Source organism: Blastocatellia bacterium (assembly GCA_035275065.1).
Taxonomy (GTDB): Bacteria; Acidobacteriota; Blastocatellia; order UBA7656; family UBA7656; genus DATENM01.
This window is the reverse complement of record DATENM010000023.1, coordinates 1-16795: the sequence shown is the minus strand read 5'-3', so window position 1 is coordinate 16795 and position 16795 is coordinate 1. Positions and strand designations below refer to the sequence as shown.

Here is a 16795-nt window from a genome sequence, read left to right as displayed (position 1 = left end):
CGCTTAAAGGACTCTGATAATGATTCATCCCCCGGCTTTTTTCAAGCATTCGCCGGCAGCCCGCGGCATTGCGCAATTCCGAAAAATTTGCATAATTTGAAGCCGTTGCCCCGGCCTTCTCGGTGAAGGAGCAACCAGCAACACGACGGCTCAATCAACGGCACCAGGTTACGTCATTAAAGCCAACGCTCATGAACATGGCGCGTTCGCACGCGCAGGAGTCTCTTCATGCGAAAGCATTTCAGTGGCGCGCTCGTCGGCCTCGGACTGGCGGTAGCCGGTCTCTGGCTGGTCGCGGCCTCGGCACACGTTGCCGCCTCGCGGCACGCAGTCATCCTGACCTCGGCAACGCCGCGCGCCGTCGCTATGGCTCCGCGCCCGGCGCAACAATCGCCGCAAGTCGTGTCGCTGGTCATCAACGAATATCTGGCCGACCCGCCGGGCAGCGCCGCCACAGACTTGGTCGGCGACGCCAACGGCGATGGCACGCGCGACGCCACGCAGGACGAGTTTGTCGAGCTGGTCAACAGCGGCGCGACGCCGCTCAACATCGGCGGCTTTACGATCAGCGACGCGACGCAGGTGCGCTACACGATACCGGCAAACAAGATCATCCCGGCGGGCGAAGCGGCGGTGATCTTCGGCGGCGGCACGCCGACAGGGGCTTTCGGAAATGCCGGAGCCAACAACCTGGTCTTTGCCGTCGGCGGCAGCGGCCTGTCGCTCAACAACGGCGGCGACACGATCACCGTCAAAGACACCACGGCGACGACCGTCGCCACCGTGACCTTCGGAGCCACCGAAGGCGGCGCCGACCAATCCTACACGCGCAGCCCCGACATCACCGGGCCGTTTGTCTCGCACACCAGCGCCGCGGGCGCGGGCCATCTCTTCTCGCCCGGCACGCGCACCAACGGCAGCGCCTTCACCACAACCGACCCGATCATTAGCTCGATCTCGCCGAATGTCCTGGTGAGCGGCGGCGGCAACACCGACATCGTCGTCACCGGCAATAACTTCGTAGCGACCTCCAAGGTGCGCGTAGACGGCACACAGATCACGACGACATTTACCAGCGCCATGGAACTCGGCGCCGTCGTGCCGCCCTCGGTGACAGGCGTGCCGGGTAATCATTTCGTCACGGTCGAAAATCCCGGCCCGGTCGTCTCGAACTCGGTGACGCTGACGGTGCTGGGCGCGGTCGGCATCAATGAGTATCTAGCCAATGGCTCTGCCGGCGACGCCAATGGCGACGGCACAATCAGTGCGACACAAGATGAATTCATCGAAGTCGTCAATCGTACGGATGCGCCAATTGATATTGGCGGCTATGCGCTTCGTGATGCGACATCGGTGCGCTTTACCTTCCCGCCGGGAACGATTCTGCCGGCCAATGAAGCGGCGGTGGTTTTTGGCGGCGGCACGCCGACCGGCGAGTTCGGCAATGCGCGGGTCAACGGCCTGGTCTTTACCGCTACGTTATCGCTCAACAATGACATGGACACGATCTCATTGCTCGGCGCTGGCAGTCAGATTCTCGAATCGATCACCTATGGCTCAACCGAAGGCGGCGCGTCTCAATCAATCAACCGTAACCCTGAGGTGTTCGGCTCCGGCTTCGCCGCGCACACGACGATGCCGGGCAACGGCGGGCGCATCTTCTCGCCGGGCACGCTGGTCAACGGCTCGCCGTTTACGACCGGGCCGCGTCTGACCGATCTGATGCCGAACAATGCGCCGCGTAACTCGCCGCCGTTCGACATGACGATTCACGGCACGAACTTCGAGTCAACCGCTAAAGCCTACATTGATGGCAATCAGGTGACGACGACTTTCATGAGCGGCGGCGAGTTGAAGGCGCAGGTGCCCGCAAGCGTCACGGCGGTTGCCGGCAACCATAACGTCCAGGTGATTCACGAAGGCGGCAATCGCTCGAACGTGCTGGTGCTGATGATTACGCTGACCGACCCGGTTATCGATTCGATCTCGCCGACCGCCGCGCTTGTCGGCAGCGGCGAAGTCTCGATCACCGTGACCGGCCACAACTTTCAAGCGGCGTCGCAGGTGCGCGCCGATGGCAATGCCATCACCACCATGTTTACAGATGCCATGCACCTGGAAGCCACCGTGCCGGCCTCGATCACCAACATCGCCGGCATGCATTCGATTACGGTCGTTAATCCCGGCAATGTGGTTTCGAATATCGCGACCTTCACAGTGTTGGGCGCGGTCGGCATCAACGAATTCCTGGCCGACCCGCCCGACGGACTTTCCGGCGATGCCAACGGCGACGGCATTCGCGACTCGTCTGACGACGAGTTCATCGAGGTGGTTAACCGCACAGAGCAGCCCATCAACGTCGGCGGGTACGCGCTGCGCGACAGCGATGCGGTGCGCTTCACCTTCCCGGCGGGAACGATCATCCCCGCTGGCGAAGCCGCAGTGGTGTTCGGCGGCGGCACGCCGACGGGTGATTTCGGCAACGCTCGCCTCAACGGTTTGGTCTTCAGAGCCGGCGGCGGGTTGTCGCTCAACAACGGCGGCGATACCATCTCGCTGCTCGGCCCCGGCAGCCAGGTTATTGAATCGATCACCTTCACATCAGTCGAAGGCAACGCCGATCAATCGCTCAATCGCAACCCTGAGATATTCGGCACCGCGTTCGCGACGCACTCGTCGGTCGCGGGCAGCGGCGGGCGCGTCTTCTCGCCGGGCACACTGGTCAACGGCTCGCCCTTCACGCAGGGGCCGCGCCTGACCAGCCTGATGCCCAACAGCGTGCCGCTCAATACACCGGCCTTCGACATGGCGGTTCACGGCAGCAACTTCGAGTCAACCGCCAAAGTCTACATCGATGGCAGCGCGGTGATGACGACGCCCATCAGCTCGGGAGAGCTGAAGGCGCACGTGCCGACGAGCGTCACGTCGGTCGGCGGCGGTCATAATGTCCAGGTGTTGCACGAAGGCGGCAACCGCTCGAACGTGCTGATCCTGACGGTCGTCGCGACCAACCCGATGATTACTTCGATCTCGCCCAACATGGCCATTGCCGGCACCGGCGATGTCGCTCTCACGGTCACCGGCCACGACTTTCAAGCGACATCGAAAGTGCGCGTAGACGACACCGTGGTCAGCACGACATTCGTGAGCGGCACAGAGCTTGACGCGGTCATTCCGGCTTCGATCATCAATGTGCCGGGGGCGCACTCGATCACTGTGCAGAATCCCGATCTGGTCGTCTCGAATTCGGTGACCTTCACGGTGTTGAGCGCGGTCGGCATCAACGAATACCTCGCCGACCCGCCGGGCAGCGCCGCCACAGACTTAAACGGCGACGCGAATGGCGACGGCGTGCGTAGCTCGTCAGACGATGAATTCGTCGAACTGGTCAACCGCACAAGCGACCCGATCAACATCGGCGGCTACATCATTCGAGATGCCGACGCGGTGCGCTTCACGTTCCCCGCGGGGACGATCATTCCTGGCGGCGAAGCGGCGGTGGTCTTTGGCGGCGGCCACCCGGTGGGCGCTTTCGGCAACGCTCGCGCCAACGGCCTGGTCTTTACCGCGAGCGGCGGGCTGTCGCTCAACAATGGCGGCGATACGATCTCGCTGCTCGCCGGAGCTAATCAGGTGATTGAATCGATCACCTTCGGCTCGACCGAAGGCGGCGCCAATCAATCGCTCAATCGTAAGCCGGAATACACCGGCGGCTTCGTTACGCATTCGAGCATCGCAGGGAGCGGCGGGCGCTTGTTCTCGCCGGGCGCGCAGGTGAACGGCGACCCCTTCACCGCGGCGCCGCACATCACCGGCATCGAGCCCGACAGCGCGCCGCTCAATGCGCCGTCGTTCGATCTGACCATTCACGGCACAGACTTTGACATGACTTCGCGAGCCACTATTGATGGCAACATCGTCAGCACCACCTTGGTCAGTCCCGGCGAGCTGACGGCGCGCGTGCCGTCAATCGTCACGGCGGTTGCCGGCGGCCACAATGTTCAGGTGCGCTACGAAAGCGGCAACCGCTCGAACATCGCTGTACTGACGATCATCCCGCCGCCGCCGGCTCTCTCGGAAGTGCTGCCGCGGGTCATTCAGCAAGGCTCGGCCAACTTCGTCATCTTCGTTCGCGGCGAAAACTTCGAGCCGGCCTCGCAAGTGTTTGTCGAAGGCACAGGCGTAGCAACCACCTTCAACAACTCGCGCGAGCTGCGGGCGACCGTGCCCGCAAGCTTCGCGGCCAATCTGGGAACGCGCTCCGTGAGGGTGCGCAATGGCGACGGCAAAGAATCGAACGCCCTGAGCTTTGAAGTCGTCGCCGCAGACACGCGCCTTACCAGTCTGACGCCGAACGAAGTAACCGCCGGCAGCCCCGCTTTCATCCTCACAGTGACCGGCGCGGGCTTTAAGACAGGCGCCACCGTGCTGTTTGATGACGCGCCGCTCATGACGACCCTGGTATCGGCCACACAGGCGCGCGGCGAAGTGCCGGCGGCATCCGTTGCCGCGCCGGGACTCCACACCGTTCAGGAGCGTAACGGCGATGGCGGCGCTTCGAATCAACTGGTCTTCGTCGTGCTGCCGATTGCGCCCGCGGCGCAGGCGGTTGATCCCGCCTTCGTTATCGAAGGCGCGGGCGACGTGACGGTTTCAATCACCGGCGAACGGTTTGCGCCCGGTGCGTTCGCCCGCCTCGTGGTCAACAATCAACTGACCCAGCTCGACACCGCGTATGTGAGCAATCAGCGGCTGACCGCCGTGGTGCCGGCGCAGTTCACACAGAGTGCCGGGGCGCTGACCATTCAGGTGGTGAACCCTGACTTCGGCGTGTCGAACGCGGTGACGCTGCGTGTCTTCATCCGCGACCCGCTGGTCATTAACGAATACCTGGCCGACCCGCCGGGCAGCGCCGCTACCGACTTGATCGGCGATGCCAATGGCGATGGCTCGCGCAGCTCGTCGCAGGATGAGTTCGTCGAGATCATCAACCGCACCTCGGAGCCTGTAGACATTTCGGGATTCAAGCTCTCGGACGCAGACGCTGTGCGCCATGTCTTCGCGCCGGGAACCATCGTGCCGCCGTTTGAAGTCGTGGTGGTCTTCGGCGGCGGCAGGCCCAAAGGCAGCTTTGGCAACGCCGCCGAAGAGCATCTGGTCTTCACGGCGTCGAGCGGTGGGCTGTCGCTCAACAATGGCGGCGACACGATCACGCTGGCCGACGCGCAGGGCCGCGTCATTCAGCAGATCAAATTCGGCTCGGCTGAAGGCGGCGCGGGCCAATCGATTAACCGTGACCCCGATGGCAATGGCGCGACCTTCGCGTTGCACACGCAGGTGGCGCATGACACCAGCCATCTCTTCTCGCCGGGCACGCGGGCGACCGGCGAAGCCTTCGCGGTCAAGCCCAGCGTGCAGACGCTGACACCGGCGCGCGTGCATGTCGGCGCGGCGGTGACGCTCGTCGTGGCGGGCAGCAACTTCGCGCCGGGCGCGACCGTGCTGCTCGGCTCGACGCCGCTTGCGACCACGTTTATCTCCGACAGCCGACTCGAAGCGCAGGTGAGCGCAGCCCAGCTCGCCGAAGCCGGGCCGTTAGAGATTCGCGTGCGCAACCCGAAAGGCGAGACTTCGGCGGTCGCCACCTTGCAGGTCTTTGACGACCCGCCGCAACTGACGGGCCTCTCTCCGAACAAGACCGGCACCGGCGCAGAGAACCTGGAGCTGACGCTCACAGGCGAACGCTTGCAGCGCGGCGCCGTGCTGCTGCTCGGCAGCCAGATGGTTGAAAGCGAATTCGTGTCGAAGACGACGCTCAAGGCGATCTTGCCCGCCAGCCTCTTCACCAAGGTGGGAACGCTCAGCGTTCAAGTGAAGAACGTGGATGGCAATCTCTCGAACACGCTGACGATTGCGGTAGACTACGGGCCGCTGATCACGCGGCAATCGCTCAAGCGCGTCAGCGCCGGCAGCGGCATCGTCGAGCTGACCGTAGGCGGCGTCGCCTTCAATTCCACCGTCACGCTGCTGGTCAATGATGTCGCGGTGCCGACTACGTTTGTTAGCGACACCTCGTTCACGGCGCGCATACCGGCGGCGCTGACGGCGCAGCCCGGCAAGCTGACCCTGCAAGCGCGCCACGCCGACGGCGGCAGGTCGAACCGCGCCACCTTGCGCGTCGTCGAGTAACGCCGCCGAGGCGAGCAACGCTAGCGAGGAACTATGCGCCGAAAAGGTTGGCGACGGAGCTTACTCTGGCTTGCCGCGCTGCTGTTTGCGGGGCTGCTGCTGCTGGCTTATACGTTCGTGCCGCGGCGGATTGACGTGGCGGCTTACCAGGCCGGCGCCACAGATTTTCACCCGGCGGGCGTGAATCCCGCGGACTTGCCTGACGTGCAACTGTCGCTCATCAAGTGCGGCAAGATGATCAGCCGACAATCGTTCGTCTACCGCGGCGGCAGTTGGAAGCAGACGTATGAAAGCGGCATGGCGGCGGCGCTCATCCGTCACCCGCGCGCCACCTTTCTCTTCGACACAGGCTTCGGCACGAACGTCGACGAAGACTTCCAGCACATCCCTTTCTTGATGCGCGAGCTGACGGTTTACGACAAAGAGCAGCCGGCTATCGCGCAGCTCGCGGCAGGCGGCGTCGGCGCCGAACAGATCAACATGATTCTGCTGTCGCACTCGCATTGGGATCACGTCAGCGGCTGGGAAGACTTCCCGGCGGCGGAAGGCTGGATGATGCGCGAAGAGGCCGATTACAGCCGCGCCTTGCCCGACAGCGAATTGATGAAGCGCCTGCTCGACCGCGTCCATCTGCGCGAGCTCGATTTGAATGGCCCGGCTTACGAGAACTTTGACCGCAGCCTCGACCTCTTCGGCGACGCCAGCATCGTGCTGGTGCCTCTGCCGGGCCACACGCCCGGCTCGATGGGCATGTTCGTGAACCTGCGTTCGGGCAAGCGCTTCTTCTTCATCGGCGACCTGACGTGGTGCCGCGAAGGCGTCGAGCTGCCGGCGGAGCGCCCGTGGCTGTCGCGCCGGCTGGTGGACAAAGACCCGGAGCAGGTGCGCCGCAGCCTCGTTCGCGTCCACGAGCTGGCGAAGCGTTATCCCGACCTGATTATCGTCCCGACACACGACCGCCGCGTCCACGAGCAGATCGCCGCCTTTCCCAATGTTGAGCGTTGACCCGGGCGCTCGGCTTCCCTGGCCGTCTTGACTTTAGTCGCGGGCTGAATTTGGAGCGCGCCGACCAGTCGCCGCACCCCACCGTCCGCACTGAATGGATAGCCATTATAATTATATGTATTTCGCAACACCTTTTTCTTGACAGGTTCGGGGCGAAAGAATATGATAGCGCCGATTCAGCAATTCGTAAGATAAATCGCATACGCAATGATTCTGGCGCGGCAGGATGTAAGCAAGTGCTAGCGATCTGGCTCGGCCTGGGGACTGCTCTTCGCTGCCCTGTACGGCGCAAGCGGCGAGCGCCGAGTTGAATGCTACCTTCACTCTGAAGAAGGGGTGACAGCACCCTATGGTGTTGTCTTATCGAGGGCAGCGGTTGAAACGGGGAAAGCCGCTGCCTTCATTTTTGTTGTGGCTCCGATTGCCGCTGCCGGGCGCCGGCTCATCCTTGACATCAACCGACCATTCAATATAATTCCCTCGCCAGCAGGCGCATCGAAAGCCGCCTTGATGATTTGGATGGAGTGATCTCCCGCGCACCTGTGCCAACCACTTAATGATGGCGGCCAACGTGATCGCCGGTCACCTTCAGCCCCAGGGGAATCGCGCTTCGGCGACTATGCGGGTGAGATATTTTCGGCCCCCGTGCCTCAGATCGCGAACCGGACATGGCGCAACGTGTGGCAACGCAGCTCGGAACGGCGCTCGTCGCCTGGCATGAAACGGCTCGCAGTACTCAGAGAAGGAGAATCAACGTATGACAAAGAAGTCGCCGGTTACGACCGCAGCGAAGCGAATGGCCAAAACCACCAACAATCCCAAACCTGACGCCAGCGACCCGAACGAACAGGGTCAACTGGACGGGGGCGCGACGCTCAACCGGCGGCGTTTCCTGGGCGCGGTCGGCGGGGCAACGGCGGCGGCGATGGTCGCCGGCAGTGGCGGTGCCGCGGCGCTTGCCGCTCCCGCTGCCGCCGAACCGCAGGAGGTCTCGGCGCAGGGGGCTCTGACGAAGGCGAATCGCTTGAAAGAATCCTACAAGTACCGCCTCAACATGGCGCAGATGGCCAAGGACCGGCCCATGGTGGACGCGCAGAGCAATGGCGATGATGACCGCTACGCCTCAAAGATCGGCAGCTATAGCAAAGGGCTGCCGCACAATCAGCTCGGCGAAGTTGATCTGACGGCCTACGCCACGCTGGTCAAAGCCCGCGAGTCGCAGAACCCGGCGGATTTTGAAGCCATTCATCTTGGGCTCGGACGCAAGCTGACCAGCCCGCAAGCCGGCCTGGCTATGGACCTTGAAGGGCCGGATTCGCACCACATCGCGCTGCCGCCGGCGCCGCGCTTTGACAGCGCCGAAGCAGCCGGCGAAGCCGCAGAGCTGTACTGGATGGCGCTGGCACGCGACGTTCACTTCAGCGATTACGCCACCGACCCGCTGATCTCTCGCGCCGCTCAAGACCTGTCGCGAATGTCGGATTTTCGCGGCCCGAAAGCCGGCGGTCAGGTAACGCCCGCGACGATCTTCCGCGGCCCGACGCCGGGCGACCTTGCAGGCCCCTGGCTGTCGCAGTTCCTGACGCTCGACTTTGCCTTCGGCGCCAACTCGGTTTCGCAAAAGATTCGCACGCTGGCGACGGGCGTGAATTACATGACGAACTTCAGCGACTGGCTCGTGGTGCAGAACGGCGCTGACCCGAGCGGCACCATTCAATTCGACTCGACGCCGCGCTACATCCGCAACCTGCGCGACCTGGCGCAGTGGGTACACGTAGACGCGCTGTACCAGGCATACCTGCATGCCTGCCTGATTATGATGGGGCAGGGAACGCGCCTCGATCCCGGCCTGCCGCTTTACGATTCAAAAGTGCAAGCAGGTTTCGCGCAGTGCGGCGGCCCGCACATTCTCACGCTGGTCACCGAAGTGGCGACGCGGGCTCTGAAAGCGGTCTGGTATCAGAAGTGGTTCGTGCATCACCGGCTGCGCCCCGAAGAATACGGCGGACGCGTTCACAACCGGCGCACGGGCGCGGCGAGCTACCCGCTGCACGCCGACATTTTGAACTCGACGGCGCTCGACGAGGTCTTTAGCCAATACGGGACTTACTTGTTGCCGCAGGCGTTCCCCGAAGGCAGCCCGACGCACTCTTCTTACGGCTCGGGCCATGCGACGGTCGCCGGCGCATGTGTGACGGCGCTCAAGGCGTTCTTTGACGAGACCGACACGGTGAAGAATCCAATGGTGGCAAGCGCCGACGGCTCGGCGCTGGTGCCTTACGAGGGGCCGCCGCTGACCGTGGGCGGCGAGCTGAACAAGGTCGCCACCAACGTCGCCACCGGGCGCAACGGTGCCGGCATTCACTGGCGCAGCGACGCCATCAACTCGCTGAAGCTCGGCGAAGAAGTGACCATCTGCATCCTTCAAGAGCAGAAGGCGTCCTACAACGACAACGTCACGATGACGCTGACGAAGTTTGATGGCACGAAGATCACCATCTGACACGGCGGGTGATTGGCGACTGTTCAAATTGATTTAACCGGCGCGTCACGCTCTGCTAACGCGGTGCGGTTAAGCTCGAAGCACTTCTTTCCGAATCGGTAGACCTGCACGGTCGCGCCCCTGGCGATTCAAGGGCGCGACAGATGGCAGACGCGGCGGCGCAGCACCTCCAACGCTTGCGCCGCCGCGTCACTTTTCCCTTTCCACCTTCTCAGGGAGGATCAATGAGCAAGCCCACAAAAAAAGCCTCATCCGAAGTGACCGACAGCCGCCGGCAATTTCTCAAGCTTAGCACCTGCGCAGGGGCGCTGGCAGTCGCCGGCCCGGCCTTCAACGGCTCGACCACAGCGGCGCACACGGCTTATCCGGCAAAGCCATTCGAGTTTGAAGAAGCCACCGTCAATGATTTGCAGAGCGCCATGCAGTCGGGCAAGCACACGGCGCGAGGGATTGCCGAAAGCTATCTGGCGCGCATTGACGAAATGGACAAGCACGGCGCGGCGGTCAATTCCGTCATCGAGCTGAACCCCGAGGCGCTGGCCATCGCCGATGCGCTCGACCGCGAGCGCAAAGCGAAAGGCGCGCGCGGCCCGCTGCACGGCATCCCCGTGCTGATCAAAGACAACATCGATACAGCGGACAAGATGATGACGACCGCCGGCTCGCTGGCGCTGCTCGGCTCGACGCCGCCGAAAGACGCGTTCATCGTCGAGCGCCTGCGCGCCGCCGGAGCGGTCATATTAGGCAAGACGAACCTGAGCGAGTGGGCCAACTTCCGCTCGACGCATTCGACTTCGGGGTGGAGCGGGCGCGGCGGCCAGACGCGCAACCCTTACGCGCTCGACCGCAACCCGTGCGGCTCAAGCAGCGGCTCGGGCGCGGCGGCATCGGCGAACTTTGCGGCCATTGCGGTCGGCACAGAGACCGACGGCTCGGTTGTCTGTCCGTCTTCGACCTGCGGGCTGGTCGGCATCAAGCCGACGCTCGGACTGGTTAGCCGTTCAGGCATCATCCCCATCGCTCACAGCCAGGACACCGCCGGGCCGATGGCGCGCACTGTAACCGACGCGACGCTGCTGCTCAACGGGCTCGTCGGCATAGACCCGCGCGATGTGGCGACCAGCGACAGTCGCGGTAAAAGCCAGACCGATTATACAAAGTTTCTCGACGCCAATGGCTTGAAAGGGGCGCGCATCGGCGTGGCGCGCAAATCGTTCGGCTTCAACGACCGCGTCGATAAGCTGATGCAGGACGCCATTGACGTGATGAAGCGGGCGGGCGCCGAGATCATCGATCCGGCGGACATCCCGACTCACGGCAAGTTCGATGATTCGGAATTCGAAGTCCTGCTTTATGAATTCAAGGCAGACTTGAATGCTTATCTGGCGACGCTCGGCCCGCAAGCGCCTGTGCATACGATGAAAGAGATCATCGCCTTCAACGAAAAGAACGCCGACAAAGAGATGCCTTACTTCGGCCAGGAGATCATGTTGAAGGCCGAGGCCAAAGGCCCGCTCACCGATCCGGCTTATCGCAAGGCGTTAGAGAAGAACCTGCGCATGTCGCGCAAGGAAGGGATTGACGCGGTGATGGCCAAACACAAGCTCGACGCGCTGATTGCGCCGACCGGCGGGCCGTCGTGGAAGACAGACCTGCTCAACGGCGACCACTTCACCGGCGGCCTCTCGACGGCGCCGGCGGTCGCCGGTTATCCGCATATCACTGTGCCCGCGGGCTACGTCTACGGTTTGCCGGTGGGCATCTCGTTCACCGGCCTCGCCTGGACTGAGCCGACGCTGATCAAGCTGGCTTACGCCTACGAGCAGGCGACCCGGCACCGCCGCGCGCCGAAGTTTTTGCCGAGCGTCGAAACGATCTGAAGCCGCAGGCGATCACACATCAGAAGCCGCGGGCGATATGGGTTTTATCAATCTTCCCGTATCGCCCGCGGCTTCTTTCAGGCGCTTCATTCCACCGGCTTGACGGCGTAAACGCGGACGCTGGCGGCATAGTCGTTGACGTTATAGTGCGACAGCATCTCGGCAAGCCGCTGCAAGCCGAGCGTCTCTTCCGATGACTGCGAAGCGGGCGAGCAACAGCCCGCCGCCGCTACCGGCAGCTCTTTGCTCGCCGTCGGCTCGGGCGCGCAGCAGACGACCTGGCTATCGATCTTCGCATAGACGTTCAGGTCAGAGCCTGTGTCAACGATCTCGACATGTGAAAAGCCGACGTCGAGTAATCCTTGCCGGTACTCATCGATCAGAATCGCCCCGGCGATACAGCCGACATAAGCCAGCAAGTCGTTGCCGATCTCCGCAGGCAGCGGCTGTTTCAAAGCGATATCGCTGACCGCCAGGCGACCGCCGGGCTTTACGACGCGGGCGATCTCGCGGAAGACCGCCGGCTTATCGGGCGCCAGGTTGATCACGCAGTTGCTGATGACACAATCCGCCGTGGCCGACGCGAGCGGCAGCCGATCAATCGTTGCCTGATGAAACTCGACGTTTTGATAAGGCTGGCCGTTGGGACCGTTCTCGGCGTTGCGTCGGGCGCGTTCGAGCATCTCTGCGGTCATGTCTACGCCGATGGCGCGACCCGTCGGGCCGACTTTCTGAGCGGCAAGGAAGACGTCGAGGCCGCCGCCGCAGCCGAGGTCAACGACCGTCTCGCCTTCGCGCAAGTGCGCGTAAGCCGTCGGGTTGCCGCACGACAACCCCATGTTGGCCTCGGCGGGAATTGAGGTCAGCTCGTCGGCCGAGTAGCCGAACGCTTCGGCGACCTGACGCACGCCGTCGTGCGCCGTCGAAAGCGTGCTCTCGGCAAATGTGCCATAGCGGGCGCGCACCGCATCCTGAATTTCTTTGGACATTCGAATTCTCCTTTTCAACCTGCGCTTCCAGCAGCCGGGCGGTTTATCATATTCGCCTTGACGAATGTGATGATAGGCTCATCGAACATATCTGTCAAGACGTATTTGTTTGGCTGTGATAAAATCCTGAGGTCATGACAAAAGCGGAAAAGAAGTACCGGGTGGAGACGTTGTTGCGGGCGCTGGCTGACCACACGCGGCTGCGGCTGTTGAACCTGATGGGCGATGCCGAAGTCTGCGTCTGCTACTTCGTCGAAATCTTGCAGACCAACCAGCCGAAGATTTCGCGCCACCTCGCCTACCTGCGCAAAGCCGAGATTGTCGGCGCGCGGCGCGAGGGCAAATGGATGCACTATCGCATCGTCGAGCCGCCGAACGAGCACGCGGCGCGCCTCTTCAAGGAAGTGCGCGCCGCGCTCGCTGAAGACCCCGAGATGCAACGCGACCGGGCGCGGCTTGCCAGCATCTGCTGCGCCGTGCGCCTGCCGACGCGCTTGCAAGGCGCACCGCGTCCGCGCCGCGCCGCGTAGCCTGCTTGCCTCAGAATTTATAAATCACGTCGAACTGGTTGCGGTTGGCGTAACGGTTGAACGGCGACGTCAGGATGACGTGGTTGACGCGCTGCGAATAGAGCCCGTTCCATTGCAACGTCACGCCGTTGGCGATCTGGTAGCCGATGGTCGGCATATGGGCGCGGCTGTTTGACGGCAGGATGTCGCTGAAGTTGAACGGCACCAGCACCGCGTCCTGCTCGATGCGCGTGAAGTCATACCCGAACATCCAGTCGCCTTTCTCCCTCACCTGACCGACCCGCACACCGGCCCAGACGCCGTCCTTCTCGTCGCTCACGCGGCCCGTGGCATTGTGGACATAATCGAACGTGAAGGTCACCGGAAAACGTCCGCTCGCCGCCCAGGTCAGATTGCCGAGGACGTCCACCAGGTTGAAGCCGGCGAGAAAGCCAATCGGCTGACCCGCCGCATTCCTGCGGATGCGGTTGGTGGTGCCGAGCGCGCCATTCTGATTGCCCGTAAAGCCCGCGCCATTCTGAATGCCGCCGTTGACTTGTGTGGTCGCCACGCCCAGCGCCCCGATGATCTGGTCGGGATGGTTCCAGTCGTAATAAGCGACGTTCACGTTGGCGGAAACCTTCGGCGCGAACTGCCAGTCGGTTTGCGCCTGCCCGCCGTAGAGCACGCCGTCCTTGCCCGCCGAGACTTCGTTGAAGGGCAACTGGAAGGCGACCAGCTTCACCTGTCTGAGCGGCGACTTGGTCTTGAAGTAGAGGGATTCGGACGCGCCTTCGACGTTGACATCATCGTCCCACACCATCTGCGTGCGGCGGAAGGTCGGCTCAAACTTGCCGGCGACCAACTGCACGCCGACGTTCTCGCCCTTCGAGTCGTAGCGGATGAAGGCGCGGTCGAGCGCAAACGGCTTGCGCTCGTAGAAATCGGTGAACGTCTGGTTGGAGCTGATGGGGTCGGTGAAGATGCCCGAGGCTAGGCGCATGCCCCAGTCGAAGTTTTTGTTGAGCGTGCCGTCGAGCGCCAGCCGCGCCCTCACCCGCAGGCGATTGCGGTCGGGCGATTCGGTCAGCGCGTCAAAGCCCTGATTGCGGAACGACTCGAAACGGAAGCGCAGGTCGCCGCTGAAGCGCAAGCTGCCGAAGCGCCTGTAGAGTTCGTCAACGCGCTTCTGCGTTTCGGGCGGCGCGGCCTCGTTCTTGCCCGACGCCGGCACTTGATTCGATGCGACGGCGACAGGCGGCGACGCGGCAGCGGCCGCGGGCTGCGCCGCCTGAAGCGGCGATGTGGCCGGCTGCGCCGATGAGTTATTAGCGTCACGTTTTTCGATGACGGCGCGCAACGCTTGAATCTCGCGCTGCTGCTGCTCGACGAGCCGTTCAAGCGTCTGCATGCGGTCTTCGACCGAAGGCGTCTTGGCGCTGCCGTTGTCCGACTTGGGGGCGCTGCCGTTGGCGTCGCTCGCGGCGCTCTTGTCGTCGCCATTCTTCTGACCGGGGCTGGCCGCATGCGTGTTCAGCGAGACGAGCATCACGAGCAGAAGGGCGACGCTTCGGGCGGCTGAGTTGATTCTCATGAATTCCTCCTGGTGAGCGGTTGTGGGTTGCATATCGAGATCATGGGAGAGACCTCTACAAGACATGTAAATGCGATTTGAACAGAACGAGCAGTATACAAGATGACCGTGAAGGAATTGTAACAATGGTGTAACGGAAACGTTAAAAGAAGTACGGGGCGAGTGAAGTAACCGTTGACGGCGCGCGGCGCTGCGCTTATATTCGCCGTAAATAGAGGAGACAACCGTGGGAGATGAACGCCGAAAAGCATGGCGAACGGGGCTGGTACTGGATGTCTGGTACGAGGGCGAGAGTGTGAGCGGCGAGACGCGCATATCCGACCTCAGCGTGCGGGGCGCGTACGTCGAAACCGTCACCCCGCTGCCGGTCGGCTCGACCTTCGACCTGATCTTCGCGCTCCCCGATGGCTCGGTGATCGAGACGCGAGCCACCGTCGTGCGCAACCAGCCGCACGCGGGCATGGGCGTCCGCTTCGACTTCCTGTCGCCGGAACAGGCCAACACCATACGCCAGTTCATCCGCGCCTGAACGAATTCCCGCGAGCGCACAATGACGGCGCGGGCAACGCCGGGCCTTGCGCTCGCGTCCATCCGCAAGCACACTCAGACTATGACTGAAACCGGGCAGCGAGTGATCGTCACCGGCGCGTCGAGCGGCATCGGGCGCGCGACGGCGGCGCGGTTCTTGAACGACGGCGCAAGTGTCGTGCTCGTCGGGCGGCGCGAAGACGCTTTGCGCGCGGCGGCCGGCGACGCGGCTATTCATGACGGCAATGCCGCCGTCATCGCCGCAGACCTTAGCGACGAGCGGCAGAGCGAAGCCGCGTTCGCGCAGGCCGTCGAGCGACTGGGCGGGCTCGACGTGCTGGTCAACGCGGCGGGCATTTTGAAGTCGGGTAACATCGAGGCGACGACGCTGGCCTTGTGGGATGAGATGATGGGCATCAACCTGCGCTCAGTCTTCCAACTGATGCAGTTGGCCGTGCCGCACCTCGAAGCGTCGCGCGGCAACATCGTCAACGTGTCGAGCGTCACCGGCCTGCGCTCGTTTCCGGGCGTGCTGGCCTACTGTGTGAGCAAAGCCGGGGTAGATCAACTGACGCGCTGCGCGGCGTTGGAGCTGGCACCCAAAGGCGTCCGCGTCAACGCCGTCAACCCCGGCGTCGTCGTCACGGGGCTGCACCGTTCGGGCGGCATGAACGACGACGCGTATGCGGCTTTTCTGGAGCACAGCAAGACGACGCACCCGCTCGGCCGCGTCGGTGTCGCCGACGAGGTCGCCGAGTTGATCGCCTTCCTGGCGTCGGACAAGGCGGCTTGGATCACCGGCGAAACCATCAGTATTGACGGCGGTCGCGCGCTCACTTGTGCGCGATAGGGGAGAGCGATAAGTCATTTCCGAACCCGTTTGTCACGAGACGCGTAGTGTATAATGCTTGCGATCACCAATAGATCACCCAACAACAGAGGAGAGAGAGACGTGAAACGATTCAAACTTATCATCGCAGTCAGCTTCGTTGTCGCCATCATGGCGGCGATGGTCACCCAATCATTCGCCTATCCGCCGTTCCTGGCCAAGGCCCGCAAGTTCGGCGCGAAAGATTGCACCTTCTGCCACGTCGCCCCCGAAGGCGGCGCGCCGTGGAACGCGCGCGGCCAGTGGCTCATCAAGGAGAAAGAGCGGCGCGGCGCGGATGCCATTGATGTCGAATGGCTCGCCTCGTACCAGGAAGGCAGCAAGCCCGGCGACACGAAGCCCGGCGACGCCAAGCCCGCCGACGACAAGAAGCCCGCCAACCCCGCGCCCGCCAAGGTTGACCCGAAAGTCTATGACGCCTACGTCGGCCAGTACGACGCGCCCTTCGGCGTGTTGACGATCAGCCGCGATGGCGACAAGCTCTTCGGCGCTCCCGAAGGCCAGGACAAGGCCGAGCTGGTTCCCGAAACCGAAACCGACTTCAACGTGCCGAGCGTCGGCGTTAAGGTGAAGTTCGTCAAAGACAGCAGCGGCAAAGTCACGCACATGGTTTTGAACCATGACGGCGAGGAGATACAGGCCAAGAAGATCAAGTAAGGGCGATTACTCTTTATGGTAGGGGCAGGGCTCGTCCCTGCCCGGATTGGCG

The 16795-nt window shown here is 63.0% G+C and carries 10 protein-coding genes; 8 read left to right on the top strand and 2 right to left on the bottom strand.

The features are described 5' to 3' along the window. Positions 1–228: 228 nt before the first annotated feature. The 4 genes from VJ464_04055 to VJ464_04040 all read left to right on the top strand — a co-directional run bounded on the left by VJ464_04055 (position 229) and on the right by VJ464_04040 (position 11577). On the top strand, positions 229–6189 hold the full coding sequence (locus VJ464_04055) for a lamin tail domain-containing protein (protein HKQ04281.1): 5961 nt from the start codon (positions 229–231) through the stop codon (positions 6187–6189). Between the two features lie 33 nt (positions 6190–6222). Further along, on the top strand, positions 6223–7194 hold the full coding sequence (locus VJ464_04050; protein ID HKQ04280.1) for an MBL fold metallo-hydrolase: 972 nt from the start codon (positions 6223–6225) through the stop codon (positions 7192–7194). Between the two features lie 757 nt (positions 7195–7951). Further along, on the top strand, positions 7952–9697 hold the full coding sequence (locus VJ464_04045; GenBank protein ID HKQ04279.1) for a vanadium-dependent haloperoxidase: 1746 nt from the start codon (positions 7952–7954) through the stop codon (positions 9695–9697). 224 nt (positions 9698–9921) lie between these two features. Beyond that, on the top strand, positions 9922–11577 hold the full coding sequence (locus tag VJ464_04040; protein HKQ04278.1) for an amidase: 1656 nt from the start codon (positions 9922–9924) through the stop codon (positions 11575–11577). 86 nt (positions 11578–11663) lie between these two features. On the opposite strand, the gene arsM is transcribed toward VJ464_04040, so the two are convergent. Continuing rightward, positions 11664–12566, bottom strand: a complete 903-nt coding sequence (gene arsM, locus VJ464_04035; protein HKQ04277.1) for an arsenite methyltransferase — start codon at positions 12564–12566, stop codon at positions 11664–11666. A gap of 134 nt (positions 12567–12700) precedes the next feature. Between arsM and VJ464_04030 the strand changes: the two genes are divergently transcribed. Next, positions 12701–13096, top strand: a complete 396-nt coding sequence (locus VJ464_04030) for a metalloregulator ArsR/SmtB family transcription factor (protein HKQ04276.1) — start codon at positions 12701–12703, stop codon at positions 13094–13096. A 10-nt stretch (positions 13097–13106) separates the two neighbouring features. On the opposite strand, the gene VJ464_04025 is transcribed toward VJ464_04030, so the two are convergent. Then, positions 13107–14669 carry a putative porin gene (locus VJ464_04025; GenBank protein HKQ04275.1) on the bottom strand — a complete coding sequence of 521 codons (1563 nt, stop codon included), beginning with the start codon at positions 14667–14669 and terminating at the stop codon, positions 13107–13109. Between the two features lie 226 nt (positions 14670–14895). Here VJ464_04025 and VJ464_04020 point away from each other — a divergent pair, with 226 nt between their 5' ends. From VJ464_04020 to VJ464_04010, 3 genes are all read left to right on the top strand, one after another. Further along, positions 14896–15198, top strand: coding sequence for a PilZ domain-containing protein (locus tag VJ464_04020; protein ID HKQ04274.1), 303 nt, complete (start codon positions 14896–14898; stop codon positions 15196–15198). 81 nt (positions 15199–15279) lie between these two features. Beyond that, positions 15280–16047 (top strand): glucose 1-dehydrogenase, encoded by a 768-nt coding sequence (locus VJ464_04015; GenBank protein ID HKQ04273.1) that lies wholly within the window; start codon positions 15280–15282, stop codon positions 16045–16047. A gap of 102 nt (positions 16048–16149) precedes the next feature. Continuing rightward, positions 16150–16743, top strand: a complete 594-nt coding sequence (locus VJ464_04010; protein ID HKQ04272.1) for a DUF3471 domain-containing protein — start codon at positions 16150–16152, stop codon at positions 16741–16743. Positions 16744–16795 lie beyond the last annotated feature (52 nt).